Here is a 13,343-nt window from a genome sequence, read left to right on the forward strand (position 1 = left end):
CTCCGGCGGGCGGCGTCGTGCGTCCTGGGGTTGACTGGGCGCCGTGAGCGTCCGGTGGCTGTTCGGTGACCAGCTCGGCCCGCACTTCACCGACGACCTCGGCGACGACGCACCCGTGCTCCTCGTGGAGTCGCGCCGGGTGTTCGCCCGCAGGCGCTTCCACCGGGCGAAGGCGCACCTCGTGCTCTCGGCGATGCGGCACCGGGCGGCCGAGCTCGGCGACCGGTGCATCTACGCACAGGTCGGGACGTACGCCGAGGCGCTGGACGGCGTCCGCGCACCGAAGTCGGTCGCGCACCCCACCTCGCACGCCGCCCTGCGGTTCGCCCGCGGCCGCGGCGACGTCGAGGTGCTGCCGGCGCGCGGGTTCGCGACGCCGATGCCGGACTTCGCCCGCTGGGCCGACGGCCGCGGCGCCCGCCGGCTGCTCCTGGAGGACTTCTACCGCGACGCTCGTCGTCGCCTCGGCGTCCTCATGGACGGCGACGAGCCCGCGGGCGGCCGGTGGAACTTCGACGCCGACAACCGCGAGCCCCCGCCCCGCGGCGGCGGGCTCGCCGTCCCGGGCCCGTGGTGGCCCGTCGAGGACGACGTCGCCGCGCAGGTCCGCGAGGACCTCGACCGCTGGGAGCGGGACGGCGACGTGACGTTCGTCGGCCGGGACGGCCCGCGCCGGTTCGCCGCGACGCGGGCCGAGGCGCTCGCCGCGCTCGACCACTTCGTGACCCACCGGCTCGACGCGTTCGGGCCGCACGAGGACGCGATGCTCGCCGACGACCCCTGGATGGCGCACTCGTTGCTGTCGGCCCCGATGAACCTCGGGCTGCTCGACCCGCTCGAGGTCGTCGCACGGGCCGAGCAGGCGTACCGCGCGGGCGAGGCGTCGCTGCAGTCCGTGGAGGGCTTCGTCCGCCAGGTGATCGGCTGGCGGGACTACGTCTGGCACCTCTACTGGCACCAGCCGCCCGACTACCGCGACCGCAACGCGTTGGCGGCCGGCGAGCCGCTGCCGCAGTGGTTCGCGGAGCTCGACGCCGACGCCGTCGAGGCGCGCTGCCTGTCGACGGCGCTGGCCGGCGTCCGGGACCACGGCTGGGTGCACCACATCCCGCGGCTCATGGTGCTCGGCAACTGGGCGCTCCAGCGGGGCGTCGACCCCGCGGCGCTCACCGACTGGTTCCACCGCTGCTTCGTCGACGGCTACGACTGGGTCATGGTGCCCAACGTCGTGGGGATGTCCCAGCACGCCGACGGCGGCGTCATGGCGACGAAGCCGTACGCGTCCGGCGGGGCGTACGTCGACCGGATGAGCGACTTCTGCCGCGGCTGCCGGTACAACCCCAAGAAGCGTCTCGGGCCGGACGCCTGCCCGTACACCGCCGGGTACTGGGCCTTCCTCGACCGCACCCGCGACCGGCTCGCCGGCAACCACCGGATGGCGCAGCCCCTCAAGGGCCTCGAACGGCTCGCCGACCTCGACGCCGTCGTCGCTCAGGAGCGGGACCGGGGCACCCGCGCCCCCTGACGTCACCCGCTCGGGCGCGGCCTCCCGGGACCTTCGACCCTTGGTCGCCATCCACGTTCCGCAGGAAGGAATGTGACGGGGGTCCGGCCGCACGGGAACGCACTCTGGCCCTCACGAGGACGCCGCCGGCAGGTGATGCTGACGTCGTCCGGACACGAAGGGGTGGAGGTGACGATGCCACGGCTCACCGTCGCGGACAGCGACGTCGAGGTGCTGCTCAAGCCCGGGGAGACGATCCTCGGCGGGCTGCACCGCGCCGGTTACGCGGCGCGGACGGGCTGTCTTCGGGGCGGCTGCGGCGTCTGCAAGGTCGAGGTCACGCAGGGGTCGGTGACGTACGCCGAGACCGTGGCCGAGACCGTCCTCACCCCCGAGGAACGCACGTCCGGGATCTGCCTCATCTGTCGCGCCGTGCCCCAGGAGGACACGGTCATCGCGCCGCGGCCGGAGTTCAAGCTCCGCTGCGTCGCCCCCTTCCTCGCCGCGCTCGCGCGGAAGTGAAGGGTCCAGCCGCAACGCCACCGCACGTACGCACGCACCGACCGAAGGAGCTCGGATGTCCGACGTCCTGAGAATGGGCTACGTCCACGCCAGGGTCACCGACCTGGCCCGCGCCAAGGACCACTACGCGAACACGCTCGGCCTGTACCCGACCCTCGAGGAGGACGGGAAGCTCTACTTCAAGGGCTGGGACGAGTGGGACCACCACTCGGTCGTCCTCGAGGAGGGCGGCGTCGGGGCCGTGAAGTTCGGCTTCAAGGTCTGGGGCGCGGACGCCCTCGACGGCATCGAGAAGCGCGCGCAGCAGTTCGGCGACTGCACCGTGACCCGGATGAGCGCGGGCGACAACCGTGAGGTGAGCGACGGCGTCCGGGTGCACCTGCCGTGCATCGACCACACGTTCGAGTTCTACCACTCGATGACCGAGGTCGGCCTCGAGGTCGGGACGCACAACCCCGATGCGTTCCCGCGGCACCTCGTCGGCGTCGGCGCCCCGATGCTCGACCACGCGCTGCTCATGGGCGAGGACATCGACACCGCGGCCCGCTTCTTCATGGAGGTCACGGACTTCTACACGACAGAGCGGGCGCAGACCGACCTCTCCGACGAGCACCAGACGATCGCGTACTGGCTGTCGGCGAGCCAGAAGGTGCACGACATCGCGCTCCTGCGCGGCGAGAACGGCAAGCTGCACCACTTCGCCTTCCAGATGCGCGACTGGAACGACATCCTCCACGCGGCGGACCTGTTCTCGATGGACGACGTCCCGATCGACGTCGGCCCCACCCGCCACGGCATCACCCGCGGCGAGACGATCTACTTCTTCGACCCGGCCGGCAACCGCAACGAGACCTTCGCCGGCGGCTACACGTCGTACCGGGACCGCCCGACGATCATCTGGACGGCGGACCAGCTCGCGAAGGGCATCTTCTACCACGCTCGCGAGCTCAAGGAGTCGTTCACATCCGTCTACACGTGACGGTCGTGACCTCCCCCTCGGGGCGCTGAACCTGCTGTCCCGCAACGGGACGAGGGCCCGGACCACCCACCCGGTGGTCCGGGCCCTCGCACGTCGACCCACCGAGACCGACGTGACCCACCCGAGCGTTCTCGGGCACTGACGGCCTGCGTCCGGCTGCACCGCGGCCAATTGGGTCGACCGGCGTCCCGTCGATGATCCATCGTGGTCGACCATGAGCACGTTCGCCGACACCCTGGCCGGAAGGGTCCCCAGCGCCGGGGACCTCGCCGGCGCACGGGAGCGCGTGCTCTCCGACCTGGCCGGCTGCCAACAGACAGCGGCCTTCCACGGCGAGGGCGACGTCGCCGCGCACACCGCGCTGGCGCTCACCGTGCTCGAGGGCCGGCTCGCGCAGGACCCGCTCGGCGTCGGGCCCTGGGGCTCGCGCATCGCCCGGCTCGCGACGCTCCTGCACGACGTCGGCAAGCCGGCGACGACGGTGGAGGTGACGCCCGGCCGGTTCGCCAGCCGGGGCCACGAGGACGTCGGGGCACAGGTGGTGAACACGCTCTTCGCGACCGACCCGGCACTGACCGACCTGCCGCTAGGGGTCTGGCCGGCGGTCCACGCCGCGGTCCGGCAGCACATGTGGGTGTGGGGGCCGGACGACGTCCCGCCCGGCGCCTGGCTGCGCAGCAGCCACCTCGTCGATCCCGCGGTGCTCACCGCGGTGTGGGACGCCGACGCCCGCGGCCGGGTCGCGGACGACGCCGCACGGCTGCGCGACCAGGTCGACTACGCCGTCCTGGCGGTCGAGGAGGCCGGAGCGGGCAGCGGTGATGCGTGGGGCGTGCTGTCAGCGGCGGTCGACGTCGCCGCTCTCGACCCGGGAGTCCGGCGTCAGGTGTTCCGCCGGGTCACGGCGGGCGAGGTGATGACGGCAGGTCACGCCGCATCGGACGTGGCCGCGGCCGAGCGCGCGTCCCGTCCGGCGCTCACGTACACGATCGGTCTGCCCGGGGCGGGCAAGAGCACGTGGGCCCGGCAGGTCTGGGCGCGACAGACCGGCGGCACCGTGCTCAGCGCACGCGGCGCCCGCCGCAAGGACCGCGCCGACGCCGCGGCCGCCGTCCGGGCCGCGATCCCGGGACTGCTCGGCGCCGGGACGCCGGTCTGCGTCGACGCGACGCATGCGACGCGCCTTTCCCGGGACCGGCTGCTCCGGCTGGCGACCCGCTACAACGCCGACGTTCACGCCGTCCTGCTACGGCCGCGGCTCGAGCTGTCCCTTGCCCGGCAGGCGACCCGGCCGCCGGCGGACGAGGTGCCCGCCGGCGCGGTGCGGCTGATGCTCGAGGGACTGCGCTTCCCGACGCCGGACGAGTACGGGAGCCTGACCGTCGTCGAGCCGGACGGCCGCTGGTGGCGGTACGGCGACCAGACCCGCTGGCTGCCGGTCGACGCCGCCGTCCGTTCGGCCGGCGGCGGCCCGCAGGACCCCGGGCCGTGGTCAGGCGGTCGGTCGTGACCGGCCCGGCAGGTGGCCGGGTCAAGTACCCGCGGACGCCGCACCTGCCCTGGAGCCCCGGCCGGGACGCCGACGACGTCGGCATCCGGACCCTGGCCGCTGTGGAGTCCGCCGAGGTCGTCGTCACGGAGAAGCTCGACGGCGAGTGCACGACGATCGGCCCGGGCGGCTGGTCGCACGCGCGCTCGCTCGACTCCGGACCGCACCCGTCCCGGACCTACGTACGCTCGGTGGCGGGCCGGATCGGGCACCTGCTGCCGCCGACCATGCGCGTGTGCGGCGAGAACGTCTACGCCGTGCACTCGGTCGAGTACACCGGCCTCGCGGACCACTTCCAGGTCTTCAACATCTGGGACGGCGACCGGTGCCTCTCCTGGGACGAGACCGTCGAGTGGGCGCACCTGCTCGACCTCGTCGTCGTCCCGGTGCTGCACCGCGGGCCCTGGCCCGGCCCGGACGCGCTGACCTCGACCTGGCGCGCGGCGACGTCCGGCCGGGTCAGTGAGGGCTACGTCGTCCGGACGGCAGCCGGGTTCGACGCAGCGGCCTTCACCGCGCACGTCGCCAAGTACGTCCGGCCCGCACACGTCCAGACGGACGAGCACTGGCTCGATCAGGAGATGCGCGTCAACGGGCTCCGGGCCCCGGCAACCTCTGCTGAGGCTCCCGGACTCTGACGGTTCAGACCTCCCGGCGGATCTCGGCGGCGAGCACCGCCTGCTCGGCGTCGGTCACGTCGAGCAGACCGTTCTCGGCCATGAGCGCGTGGAACTGCTGACGCTCGTAGGGGACACCCGGCGGCAGCGGCGCGACGTGCCAGTGCACGTGCGCGTTGCCGTCCTGGCTGCCGAGGCTGAGCACGTAGAGCCGCTCGGTCGGGACCGCGTGCGACACGGCCCGGCCGACCCGGTGCACGACCTCCTGCAGGTGCAGGTACTCGGGCAGGTCGAGGTCCTCGACGACGCCCTCGACGTGCCGCCTCGGGGCGACGACGCAGTAGCCGCGCAGGGTCGGGAACCGCGAGAGGAACGCGACGGTGTCGTCGTCCTCGAAGACCATCCTGTGCTCGTACCCCGGTGTGCCGTCGAGGAACGCGCAGACGAAGCACGGCCCGTTGCGCGAGCGCTCCACGTATGCGTCGAGGTCGAAGGTCACACGCCCAGTCTGCGCGCCGCGCCGGATCCCCCAACAGGTCCCCCGGGCGAGCGGGGGATCCCCGACGCGGCGACCCCTCCGCCCGGCCGACGATCGATGCACGGACGGGAACCCTCCCGCCGGGTACCGAGGAGGCAGCCATGTACACCGTCGTCCAGCCTGTCGCCCGGACCAGCTACCGGACCGTCTACCGGCACTCCTGCGATCATGGCTTCTGCACCGTCTGCGGCGGGGTGTGGCCCTGCGCCCGCGCAGAGGGCGACGTCGCCGTCCCGGCGGTCCCGGTCGCCCGGCTCGCCGCCGACCGGATCGCCGGACTCTGACCGGGAGCGCACATGGGCACGACCTGTCTCGTCGTCAACCCCGACCGCCGGGAGTTCCTCGATCCCGTCCTCCTGATGCGGTCCGACCGGTTCGCGGGTGTCGTCACCGGGCCGCCGGCGCAGGCGGTGCTCCTGCTGACGGCCCGCGGGACCGCCCTGGACGGGCTCCCGCACGCCGGCTCCTGGCACGGCGACCGGGTGCTCCTCGCCGGTGACGGCGACGCGGCCGACCTGCACGGCGTCCGCACCGCCCTTCCCGACCGCCCGGACCGCAACCTCGTCGGCCTCGCCGAGGAGGAGTACACCGACCTCAGCCTGGCCGCGCTCGCCCTCGTCGCGTCGGCGGACCGGGCCGGGGCGGCGCAGTGGGCCGCCGCGGCGGCGCAGGACGACGCCGTGCTGGTCCGGCTCGCCGCGGCCACGCTCACGAGCGGTTCTTCCGCGCTGCGTGACGTGCTCGCCCACGGCGTCGGCACCGACTGGGAGCAGCGGTACCGGAAAGCCGCCGGCCGCGACACCCCGATCACCCGGCGGCTGTACCGCGCGGGTGCCTGAGCGGACCGACCTCCGCGAACGGACACGAGAGGACCGACATGGACCTGAGCGTCTTCTACGCCGGCCTGCTCACCGCGCCCTCCGCCGCTGAACGGGTCTGGGGCGTCGACCGGTGGGCCGAGTACCTCGGCGACGACGCACACCTGCTGCCGCTGCTCGACGACGACGCCCCGGTCGTGCGCAGCCACGCGGCCCGGCGGATGCTCGTCGAGGTCCGCGCGGTCGCGCTCGTCGCCCTCCAGGACAGGCACCGGGGCGCGCGGCACGGCTGGCCCTACGGGCCGGTCGTCGTCCGGCGGGCGATGCCGGTGGACGACGCGACGGCGCAGGCCCGGGCAGCGCTCGACACGCTCGACCCGGCGGAGCGCGACGGCGTGACCGACCGGGTCGCCGCGACCCTCGCCGAACGCGTCGGTCCTCCGCCGGGCGACGCCGACGCCTGCCGCGCGTACTGCACGCTCCTCGCCCTCGGCCTCGTTCCCCACGAGGTGCAGGAGGTCGACCCGGCGACGCTGCTCACGCCGCTGCAGGTCGCCGTCCACCGCTCCCAGCTCGTCAGCCCGCGACCGGTACCGCACCTGAGGTTCGACGGCCCGGACGGCCCCGTCGGCTACCTCTACCGGGAGGCCACCTGGGTCCACGACCTCGACGAGAGCCCGCTCGGCCGCGACGTCGCACGCTTCCTCGAAGGGCTCTTCGCCGCGGACCGCCCGCGGTGGACCGCCGCGACGCCGTCCGCCGCGGACGACCTCGCCCACCTGCGGGACGTCGCCACGTCAGCCGCCCGGTTCTGCGGTTGCACCGTCGTGACGGACGGCGCCTGACCGGCTCAGCGCTTGATGAGCGGCGACCGCACCGTCCCGGCAGCCCGGTTGCTCTCGTCGAGGAACTCCTCGCGGTACATGTCCCGGGGGAAGAGCTGCTTGGACATCAGCGTGCGCATCGCGGCGTCCACCATCGCCGGCGGCCCGCAGACGTACGCGACGTGGCCGTGCAACGTCTCGTGGTCGGCGGCCAGGACGTCGGTGACCATCCCCGCCGCGTAGCCCTCGGCCTCCTCCTCGGACAGGCACGGACGGTAGGTGAACCGGTCGGGGAAGCGCGCGGCGAGGTCGGTGAAGAGCGCGACGTCGTAGAGCGCCTCCCGGGTCCGCGCACCCTGGTAGAGACTCAGGTGGGCCGGCCCCTCGCCGTGCTCGGACGGTCCGTCGAGGAGCACCCGCTTGATCATCGAGGCGATCGGGGCCAGCCCCGTGCCGCCCGCGACGAGCACCGCGCGGTCCGGCCGCGACATCCGCACGACGAACCGCCCGTACGGGCCGGTGAGCCGGACGACGTCGCCCGCGGCGAGCCCGGCGAACACCCAGCCGTCGCTGCACGCCCCGCCCGGGGTCCGACGGACGTGGAACTCCAGCGTCCTCCCGGACGACGGCGGGTTCGCCATCGAGTACGTCCGGGTGACGCCCTCCCGGCCGCCGACGAGCGCGGGCGGGAGCTGCCACGCCATGTACTGGCCGGCGTCGAACGCGATCTCGCGGTCGAGCTCGACGACGACCCGGCGGGTGTCGAGGGCGATGTCCTCGACGAGCGTCACCGTGCCGGTGTAGTCGTCGACGGCGTGCGACGGGGTCTCCTCGTCGGCGTCCATGTCGGCCTCGACGACGACCGGGCCGCGCGGCCTCGCGCAGCACATGAGCAGCTTCTCCTCGCGCTCGAAGTCCATGAGTGCGAAGGAGGAGGAGTCCCCGTGGTCGACGTCGCCGTCGACGAGCTCGGCCTTGCACGTGCCGCAGGTGCCGTGGGTGCACGAGTGCGGCACCCAGACCCCGGCGCGCAGGCAGGCGTCGAGGATCGTCTGGTCCTCGCGGCAGGCGACCTCGACGCCGAGCGGCTCGACGGTGACCATGTGGCTGTCGACCACGGGGCTCCTCCTCGGGTTCGGGCGGACGGCGTGCTGCTGACGACGCGCGACGGCTCAGGTGAGGACGCTCGTGAACCGCTCGTTGAGCTCGCGCTGGATGTAGAAGATGCCCTTGCCGAGCTGCTCCGGCGTCCAGTTGACGGTCGGGCGGTCGGGGTAGGCGACGTACCCGCCGGAGAAGACCTCGTTGCGGTTGCCCGACGGGTCGAAGAAGTAGATCGTCTCGCCGCGGGTGATGCCGTGCTGCGTCGGGCCGACGTCCACCGGGACGTCGTCCATCGCGAACAGCTGGCCGGCGTGCTTGATCGCCGCCCAGTCGGCGAGCTCGAACGCGAAGTGGTGGAGCTTGCCGTTGGGCCCGCCGATGATCGCGATGTCGTGGACCGTGTTGCCCGCCGTCATCCAGGTGCCGATGTAGTCGGCGTCGTCGTCGAGCGAGGTGACGACCCGTTCGCTGGCGTACAACCCGAGGACGTCGTGGAAGAAGCGGTCCATCCCCTTGACGTCCTCGGCGGTGATGAGGGCGTGGTCGATCCGTGGCGCGCCGACGCCGACGAGGTGCCGCGGGAACACCTCCGGGTTGTGGGTGCCGACCTCGGTGCCGTAGGCGGTCATCGAGTGGTAGACCTCGACGACGTGCTCGGACGGCGTGACCATCCGCAGGCCGTCGCTCACCTCGAGGTTCTCGCCGGCGCTCATCCGCTCGACGCTGACCCCGAATGTGCGCGCCGCCGCCTCGATGCCGTCGAGGTCGCCCGGGTCGTTGACCTTGAAGCCGAGCTTGACGACGCCGACGCCGCCCTCCTCGAGGACGACCGAGTGGTGGTCCCACTCGTCCCAGCCCTTGTAGTAGACCGAGGTCGGGGTCTCGTGGACCGGGTACAGGCCCATCGTGCTGCCGTAGTGGCCCTTCGCCGCCGACAGGTCGGTGACGCGGGCATGGACGTATCCGAGGCGGGTGACTCCGTGCAGGGGCATGGCGGACGGACCTTTCGTCAGGGTGTCACGGCTGGTGCCGCGCAGGGGTGGGACGGCGGTCCGCCGGGCGCCGCGGGAGGCACCCGGCGGACCGGTTCACGGTGCGCAGGTCACGCTGCGACGCACGTGATGAGGCTCTTGTGCCCGACGCCGAGGGCCTCGAGGCTCTCGTCGCCGGCGGGGCTGACGGGCTTGTCGTCGACGGTCCAGGTGAAGGTCGTCGTCGCAGCGTCGAAGTCGGGGTCGCAGGAGAACAGCGGGTTCACCATGCCGGCCACGAAGTCGTTCCACGACATCGCCTTCGGCGCCCGGAAGCACGCCGCCGCGCAGAACCAGAGGTTGCCCTTCCACCACAGGTGGACGAGCTGGTCATCGCCGTAGAGCTCCTGGCGGGACCGGGACGGGAACTTGTACTCGCCGATCGAACGGACGGCCATCGTCTGCTCTCCTCTCAGTTCCCGGCCACCGGAGCAGGGGCCTGCTCCTCGGCGCTCGACGTGGCGTGCCATGCCTCCCAGGCGGTCTGCTCGACGTTCCCGGCGATCTCGCCGTTGTCACCGGGCTGGAGCTTGTACCAGGCCAGGACGTCCGGGACCGTCGGGCCGCCGCAGTTGCCCTGGTAGATCTGGTGCACGGGCAACCAGGCCTGCACGTACTTCTCCGGCTCCCGCTCGAAGATCCACTGGCAGCCGTCGGAGCAGAAGTCGTACCGCTCGCCCTCGAACTCGGTGTGCCGCTGGCAGATCGTCGTCGGGTCCCCGGGCTCGGTGAAGAGCATCGGCACCTGGCACACCTGGCACAGCTGCGGCAGGCCCTGGTAGAAGTACCGGCCGCCGTCGTCGACGACCGCGGAGGCCTTGTCCCACAGCGGCTTGTAGAGCCTCTCGAAGGTCTGCGGGTACTGCTCCGCGAGCCACTTCTGGGCGTCCTCGCTCGGAACCGTCGTCGTGAAGCCGGCGGCGAACGAGAACTGGTAGAGGGTCCAGTAGACCTGGTGGGAGAGGATCTCCTTCTCCGCGATCGCGTGCTCGACGTGCCGCGGGGGCTTGATGCCGTAGTAGGCCAGGTCCGGGAAGAGACCGCCCAGCATCTGCTCCTCGAAGTAGAGCTCGAACGCCTCCTTCCAGCTCATGACCTTGCGCGGCAGCATGTAGTCGAGCATCTGGCTCACGAGCGCGAGGAGCCGGTAGCCCCGCCAGAACCACTTGTCGATCCAGGCCTGGACGATCGGCACGTTGTCCGGGTCCTGCTCGAGCATGAACTTGATGGCCTCGAGCCCCAGCGTCATGTGCCGGCTCTCGTCGCTCTGCGCGGAGAAGCCGAACGTCATCGTCGGCAGGTCGCCGTTGAAGCTGGCGCCCGACATGAACGGCACGAAGAGCAGGTTCGTCAGCAGGTACTCGAAGGAGAACCCGATGGCGATGAGGAACTCGAACGGCCCGGCGGTGACGGCGTCGTCGAAGTACGACTTCGGCACGGACAGGTACCAGACGCGGTCGTGCTGGTGCTGCCAGGAGTGCATGCCCTGGTAGTACTTGTTGTAGTTCGACAGCGTGTGGATCTCGGTCTGCGCGTGCCGCAGCTCGTCCTGGCTCTGGCACAGCGCCGCGAACCGCGGCCCGGGCCCGTTGAGGAACCGCGCGAGGTAGGCGAAGTTGCGGTGCGCCTGGTACTCCAGCGGCGTGACGCCCTGGAGGAACAGCTTCATCGCGTTGAGGTAGCTGGGGTCCGTGAGCTGCAGGTGGCCCTGGCCCTGGGCGAAGGAGTCGAGGACGGCGTACAGCCGCTTGTCCTTCTCCGCCTGGTACTTCATGTACGCGTCGATGGTCAGGCGGAAGGGGTCCTCCCACTTCGACCAGTCGTGGATCTTGATCCCCTCGAAGGACGTGTACGGGTACGCCTTGTCCTCGTCCACGTAGGACAGGTCCCAGTCGAGGTCGCGGGTCAGCGCTGCGTAGCGCTGCTTCATCGAGAGCTTGCGGGGTGCGGCCATGTCCGGGTCTCCTTCAGTGGTCCCACTGGATGAGGATCTGGTCGTCGTCCCACTCGGCGATGTGGCCGAAGTACGACACGATCGCGAGCTGGAACTCGTGGGTCTCCCACTCCCGGCCCAGCCGCTGCTCGACGCTCTCGCGGTTGACGACGATGCGCGTCGGCGACGTGATGCGGACGAGGCCCGGCATGTGCCGGACCGTGCAGTCCTCGTTGTCGGCCTCGACGGCCTCGACGACGGCGCGGTTCTCCTCGGTCTCCTGGATGTCGACACCCACCTGACGCACGCGGGTGGGGGTCGGGCCGGTGCTCTGCGTCATCTCAGCTCTCCTCGGGGGCGAACGCCGCGGCGAGCGCCCTGGCTCGGGTCTCGACGAAGGCGACGGCGCCGGCGTCGAGGCAGCGGTCGGCGATCCGGGCGACACCCAGCGCACCCTCGAGCGCCCCCGGCAGCAGCCGGGCGACGAGCGCGGACAGCTCGGCCTTGTTCGCCGCCCCGTGCTCGGGGTCACGGCCCCAGGCCGCGTAGAGCGCGTCCACCCAGCGGCGGTTGTCCGTGAACCAGCCGGACAGGTGCTGCGCGACGAGCGAGTACGCCCCGGCACCGCCGAGGAGCGCGGTCTCGTCGAGGTGGGTGTAGAGCAGCCCGTAGAGGAGCTGGTCGGCGAGGTCGAGGCCGACGTGCTGCGCGGCCCAGTCGTCCTCGACGAGGAGCAGCTCGACGAACTTGCGCAGCGGCTGCAGGTCGGCGTCCTCCATCCAGGCCTGCTTGGCGCTCACGAGGACGCCGTCCGAGCCACCGTCGAGCGAGATGCCGAGCCGGCTCAGGAGCTGGGCGTTGCCGACGCGGTCGAAGGACGCGTACGACAGGCACTGCGTGATCGTCGTCCCGTAGCCGAACCGGCAGCCGTAGGCACCGATGAGCTGGCCGCCGGACTCGTAGTGCCGCAACGGGATCACGGCCTGCGCGACGAGGTCCTTCCAGCCCTGCGGCAGCCGCTCCACGAGGTCGCGGTTCTCCAGGTAGGCCAGCGTCTGGGCGAACGCCTCGTGCAGGTGCGCCCGGGCCGTGACGTACGGCGCGTAGTAGAACTGGCGGGGGTCGACGAAGGAGTACGGGTCGGTCAGCCGCAGCGCCGAGTACTCCGGGTCGTAGATCTCGTGGGAGGGGTCCCAGAGCGGCCTGTAGTGGAAGTTCGCCGTCGCCTGGATGTCGACCGACCCCTCCTCGTAGCGGGTCGCGGGCCGGTCGCCGTAGCGCTCGGTCAGGTTGGTGAAGGTCTTGCGCCGGGGTTCGATGACCTGGGTGCGCAGCTCGTACTGCACGAAGCCTCCTCGGTTCGTGGGGCAGGGCGGCCGGACTGGTGCGTGCTGCTCAGAGCGAGACGGGGTGGTGCGGGAGCCCCGCCCGGGTGAGGAGCAGGAGAAGAAGGTCGGCGACCTCCTCGGGACCGGCCAGCTCGCGCGCGGGACCCGGCTCGACGCCGTCCCCGACGAGCCGGCCGTGGGCCACGCCGTCCTCGAAGCGGGTCGAGACCCGGACGGCGCGGTTGCGGTACGTGACGCTGAAGGCGAGCTCGCCGTCGGCGACCTCGTCGAAGAGGCCCATGTGGTCGTCGCTGTCGTTCAGCACCGCGTTCGCCTCGCACAGCAGCTGCTCGCACAGCGACCGGACGGCGACGTGACGGTCGGCACCGACGTTGACCGGCATCCCGGTGGACGGGCGCGTCCTGTACCGCAGCGGCTCGGAGGGCTCGTCGTCCACGTCGGCTCCTACGAGCTCGGCGACCCGGACCATGAACGGCGTCATCGTGCGCTCCCTCCGTGCGACCGCTTCGGTGCGGCGTCGCCACGGTGAGCCAGGACACGTGGCCGGGAGCGGGGCCGTTCCGCGGCCCGGAACG

The 13,343-nt window shown here is 72.0% G+C and carries 16 protein-coding genes; 8 read left to right on the forward strand and 8 right to left on the reverse strand.

Annotation, left to right across the window (positions count from 1 at the left end; translation table 11 throughout):
- Nucleotides 1–43 precede the first annotated feature (43 nt).
- From EDJALFJO_RS26030 to EDJALFJO_RS26050, 5 genes are all read left to right on the forward strand, one after another.
- Nucleotides 44–1,525, forward strand: coding sequence for a cryptochrome/photolyase family protein (locus EDJALFJO_RS26030; RefSeq protein ID WP_088289236.1), 1,482 nt, complete (start codon nucleotides 44–46; stop codon nucleotides 1,523–1,525).
- A 174-nt stretch (nucleotides 1,526–1,699) separates the two neighbouring features.
- Nucleotides 1,700–2,026: a 2Fe-2S iron-sulfur cluster-binding protein gene (locus tag EDJALFJO_RS26035; protein WP_088289273.1), complete on the forward strand. Its 327-nt coding sequence runs from the start codon at nucleotides 1,700–1,702 to the stop codon at nucleotides 2,024–2,026.
- 55 nt (nucleotides 2,027–2,081) lie between these two features.
- The gene (locus EDJALFJO_RS26040; RefSeq protein WP_198950653.1) at nucleotides 2,082–3,005 is read left to right on the forward strand and encodes a catechol 2,3-dioxygenase; all 924 of its coding nucleotides are present in this window, start codon (nucleotides 2,082–2,084) and stop codon (nucleotides 3,003–3,005) included.
- Nucleotides 3,006–3,219: 214 nt separating this feature from the next.
- Nucleotides 3,220–4,515, forward strand: a complete 1,296-nt coding sequence (locus EDJALFJO_RS26045) for an AAA family ATPase (RefSeq protein WP_088289238.1) — start codon at nucleotides 3,220–3,222, stop codon at nucleotides 4,513–4,515.
- A complete protein-coding gene (locus EDJALFJO_RS26050) occupies nucleotides 4,512–5,192 on the forward strand; it encodes an RNA ligase family protein (protein WP_088289274.1) in 681 nt (226 codons plus the stop codon). The genes EDJALFJO_RS26045 and EDJALFJO_RS26050 overlap by 4 nt, the downstream gene beginning before the upstream one ends.
- Before the next feature lie 4 nt (nucleotides 5,193–5,196).
- Here the strand turns inward: EDJALFJO_RS26050 and EDJALFJO_RS26055 are convergent, their stop codons facing one another.
- Nucleotides 5,197–5,670 (reverse strand): HIT family protein, encoded by a 474-nt coding sequence (locus tag EDJALFJO_RS26055; RefSeq protein WP_198950654.1) that lies wholly within the window; start codon nucleotides 5,668–5,670, stop codon nucleotides 5,197–5,199.
- A gap of 140 nt (nucleotides 5,671–5,810) precedes the next feature.
- Here EDJALFJO_RS26055 and EDJALFJO_RS26060 point away from each other — a divergent pair, with 140 nt between their 5' ends.
- Genes EDJALFJO_RS26060 through EDJALFJO_RS26070 form a run of 3 tightly spaced genes read left to right on the forward strand, consistent with a single transcriptional unit; the run spans nucleotide 5,811 to nucleotide 7,372 of the window.
- Nucleotides 5,811–5,993: a hypothetical protein gene (locus EDJALFJO_RS26060; RefSeq protein WP_088289239.1), complete on the forward strand. Its 183-nt coding sequence runs from the start codon at nucleotides 5,811–5,813 to the stop codon at nucleotides 5,991–5,993.
- A 12-nt stretch (nucleotides 5,994–6,005) separates the two neighbouring features.
- Entirely contained in the window at nucleotides 6,006–6,548 is a 543-nt protein-coding gene (locus EDJALFJO_RS26065) for a hypothetical protein (protein WP_088289240.1), read from the forward strand.
- Between the two features lie 38 nt (nucleotides 6,549–6,586).
- Nucleotides 6,587–7,372, forward strand: coding sequence for a hypothetical protein (locus tag EDJALFJO_RS26070; RefSeq protein ID WP_088289241.1), 786 nt, complete (start codon nucleotides 6,587–6,589; stop codon nucleotides 7,370–7,372).
- A gap of 5 nt (nucleotides 7,373–7,377) precedes the next feature.
- Here the strand turns inward: EDJALFJO_RS26070 and EDJALFJO_RS26075 are convergent, their stop codons facing one another.
- From EDJALFJO_RS26075 to EDJALFJO_RS26105, 7 genes are all read right to left on the reverse strand, one after another.
- Nucleotides 7,378–8,469 (reverse strand): NADH:ubiquinone reductase (Na(+)-transporting) subunit F, encoded by a 1,092-nt coding sequence (locus EDJALFJO_RS26075; protein ID WP_088289242.1) that lies wholly within the window; start codon nucleotides 8,467–8,469, stop codon nucleotides 7,378–7,380.
- Nucleotides 8,470–8,523: 54 nt separating this feature from the next.
- A complete protein-coding gene (locus EDJALFJO_RS26080; RefSeq protein ID WP_088289243.1) occupies nucleotides 8,524–9,447 on the reverse strand; it encodes a catechol 2,3-dioxygenase in 924 nt (307 codons plus the stop codon).
- A gap of 110 nt (nucleotides 9,448–9,557) precedes the next feature.
- Nucleotides 9,558–9,884: a phenol hydroxylase subunit P4 gene (locus EDJALFJO_RS26085; RefSeq protein WP_088289244.1), complete on the reverse strand. Its 327-nt coding sequence runs from the start codon at nucleotides 9,882–9,884 to the stop codon at nucleotides 9,558–9,560.
- Between the two features lie 14 nt (nucleotides 9,885–9,898).
- On the reverse strand, nucleotides 9,899–11,440 hold the full coding sequence (locus EDJALFJO_RS26090) for a YHS domain-containing protein (RefSeq protein ID WP_088289245.1): 1,542 nt from the start codon (nucleotides 11,438–11,440) through the stop codon (nucleotides 9,899–9,901).
- Between the two features lie 13 nt (nucleotides 11,441–11,453).
- Nucleotides 11,454–11,759 (reverse strand): MmoB/DmpM family protein, encoded by a 306-nt coding sequence (locus EDJALFJO_RS26095; RefSeq protein WP_088289246.1) that lies wholly within the window; start codon nucleotides 11,757–11,759, stop codon nucleotides 11,454–11,456.
- Between the two features lies 1 nt (nucleotide 11,760).
- Nucleotides 11,761–12,765 carry a phenol 2-monooxygenase gene (locus tag EDJALFJO_RS26100; RefSeq protein WP_088289247.1) on the reverse strand — a complete coding sequence of 335 codons (1,005 nt, stop codon included), beginning with the start codon at nucleotides 12,763–12,765 and terminating at the stop codon, nucleotides 11,761–11,763.
- Nucleotides 12,766–12,814: 49 nt separating this feature from the next.
- Nucleotides 12,815–13,249, reverse strand: a complete 435-nt coding sequence (locus EDJALFJO_RS26105; protein WP_143448793.1) for a hypothetical protein — start codon at nucleotides 13,247–13,249, stop codon at nucleotides 12,815–12,817.
- Between the last annotated feature and the right edge of the window lie 94 nt (nucleotides 13,250–13,343).

Source organism: Kineosporia sp. A_224 (assembly GCF_002198655.1).
Lineage (GTDB): Bacteria > Actinomycetota > Actinomycetes > Actinomycetales > Kineosporiaceae > R-H-3.

Excerpts from the sequence above, each read along its gene's own strand:
- EDJALFJO_RS26035 (WP_088289273.1), top strand. The coding sequence starts at position 1,700 with ATGCCACGGCTCACCGTCGCGGACAGCGACGTCGAGGTGCTGCTCAAG.
- EDJALFJO_RS26040 (WP_198950653.1), top strand. The coding sequence starts at position 2,082 with ATGTCCGACGTCCTGAGAATGGGCTACGTCCACGCCAGGGTCACCGAC.
- EDJALFJO_RS26045 (WP_088289238.1), top strand. The coding sequence starts at position 3,220 with ATGAGCACGTTCGCCGACACCCTGGCCGGAAGGGTCCCCAGCGCCGGG.
- EDJALFJO_RS26060 (WP_088289239.1), top strand. The coding sequence starts at position 5,811 with ATGTACACCGTCGTCCAGCCTGTCGCCCGGACCAGCTACCGGACCGTC.
- EDJALFJO_RS26065 (WP_088289240.1), top strand. The coding sequence starts at position 6,006 with ATGGGCACGACCTGTCTCGTCGTCAACCCCGACCGCCGGGAGTTCCTC.
- EDJALFJO_RS26070 (WP_088289241.1), top strand. The coding sequence starts at position 6,587 with ATGGACCTGAGCGTCTTCTACGCCGGCCTGCTCACCGCGCCCTCCGCC.
- EDJALFJO_RS26080 (WP_088289243.1), bottom strand. The coding sequence starts at position 9,447 with ATGCCCCTGCACGGAGTCACCCGCCTCGGATACGTCCATGCCCGCGTC.
- EDJALFJO_RS26085 (WP_088289244.1), bottom strand. The coding sequence starts at position 9,884 with ATGGCCGTCCGTTCGATCGGCGAGTACAAGTTCCCGTCCCGGTCCCGC.
- EDJALFJO_RS26090 (WP_088289245.1), bottom strand. The coding sequence starts at position 11,440 with ATGGCCGCACCCCGCAAGCTCTCGATGAAGCAGCGCTACGCAGCGCTG.
- EDJALFJO_RS26095 (WP_088289246.1), bottom strand. The coding sequence starts at position 11,759 with ATGACGCAGAGCACCGGCCCGACCCCCACCCGCGTGCGTCAGGTGGGT.
- EDJALFJO_RS26105 (WP_143448793.1), bottom strand. The coding sequence starts at position 13,249 with ATGACGCCGTTCATGGTCCGGGTCGCCGAGCTCGTAGGAGCCGACGTG.